Origin of the sequence: Limnohabitans sp., from assembly GCF_031539175.1 — a bacterium.
Lineage (GTDB): Bacteria > Pseudomonadota > Gammaproteobacteria > Burkholderiales > Burkholderiaceae_C > Limnohabitans.
The window spans coordinates 1-1,563 of sequence record NZ_JAVKLQ010000071.1 but is presented as its reverse complement, the minus strand read 5'-3'; the positions used below and the strand labels follow the sequence as shown (position 1 = coordinate 1,563).

Sequence of the window (1,563 nt, the reverse complement as noted above, 5' to 3'; positions counted from 1 at the left end):
ATTCGTGACAGCATCTTCTTTGCCATTGGGCAGTTTGACCAAGGGTTGCAAGCCGATGCCACGGCCTACGATGTTGTTGGGGATGATGCGCTTGATGGCATTGGCGGCGTATTCGTTGTCACGCACCAACTGGCGACTGCGGTTACGCAGTGGGCGCAGGCCTGTGTAGAGTTCGCTGTCAGCGCTGGTGCCATTGGCTACCCAATCAGCAACCGTGCGACCCATTTGTGCGCCTGCGTAGCTGCGACGCTGGATATTGGCGGCCAAGCGTCTGTGCTCAGGGCCATGCGATTTTCGCCATTGTTCCAAGACAACGGAGCCTTTAACGGCTACGCGTTCAGCGTTGAACCATGATTGAGATTGCGTCGTTTTCATTTGAAGCGAACCCCCACACGGCCTGAGTTGCCCTGCCCTAGCGCCAGTTGTTGCGCACGGCGCTCGTTGCTGATGATGGTGAGATAGTGCGAACGCAGCTTGAGAAGTTCAGCCGTGGGTTCGCGCTTCAAGCTGCGGTTACCAATGCTGTACTCGACAGACACACCGCCATCAACACGTGCTTTGATTTCGTTGTTGATGGCTGCGTAAATTTGTTCGGCTTGACTGCGACCGTCGAATGCCGTGTTAGCAGCCATGGCAGCAAGGTTGGGGCTGACAAACAATTGACCACTGCCAACGGTGCACCGTTGTTGCAAGTCAAGCGACTGCGCCCATGCTTGCCAGTACCAAGTCAAACGTGTTGACCCCGTATTGAGGGCTGCTGACTGTGCTGGAGATAGCTGACAGCTCCAACCACTGCCAGATGCAACGCCTGATACATCCACATTGCCCGCAGGCAAACTGCCACGCAACGAGTAGGTGAGTTTCCAGCTGGCAGAGGTGATTGGGCCAAGAGCACTGATGAACGAGGCCTCGGTCCATGACACGCTATCGCCCGCAATGATTTTGTTTGGAATTGACATAGGCGTTACCAGTTGTTGCTGCTCCAACCACCATGGCGCTTAGGCGCTTTGACGCGGCGCTTGATGGGTGTTGGCTTGGGTGTAGGCGTCTGCACAGGTGCAGGGGCGGCGGTTTCGTGTTGGTCAAGCACAGGGGTGTCCGCTCCCATCTCTTCATCTTTCGACGACGACTCTTCTGAGGTATCCGTGGGCGCTGCTGTTTGTTCGGGCAGGTCACTCAACAAGGTGTGCTGACGCAACCTTGCTTCAAAGGCAGCCCAGTGCGCCGGGCGCATCAAATTGGTTTTAAGGCTGCGCGCAGCGTGCAACGCATAGACTTCGCAGTCGAGCGCTTCGTTGCGCTTGCCTGCTTTTTTCATCCACACTTTTTTGTTTTTGACCGAGCGGTGGGGGGCTTTGACCTCGCTGACCAGTTGGTCCCAATAATCGGCTCGCACAGTGGCGTACCAGTGCAAGCGGCCTGCCCCAGTGCCTGTGAGTTTTAGGCGGTTTTCAATGATGGTGTCTTTGGCGCGACTGGTGCCGACCATGAAAACTTGCAGACCAAATTTTTGTGCTTTGTTCTTTTTGTTGAGGTCAACGGTGCGGGGGGAGGTGAAGATTT

General features: G+C 55.7%; 3 protein-coding genes. All 3 read right to left on the bottom strand.

Annotated elements, in window-relative coordinates; translation table 11 throughout:
- Positions 1-267: phage portal protein (locus RMS95_RS13205; RefSeq protein WP_310646665.1), on the bottom strand; the 267-nt coding region annotated here is incomplete at its 3' end.
- A gap of 104 nt (positions 268-371) precedes the next feature.
- Positions 372-959, bottom strand: a complete 588-nt coding sequence (locus tag RMS95_RS13200; RefSeq protein WP_310646664.1) for a hypothetical protein — start codon at positions 957-959, stop codon at positions 372-374.
- Between the two features lie 5 nt (positions 960-964).
- Positions 965-1,563 (bottom strand): terminase gpA endonuclease subunit (locus RMS95_RS13195; RefSeq protein WP_405023394.1); only part of this gene is annotated, 599 nt, incomplete at its 5' end.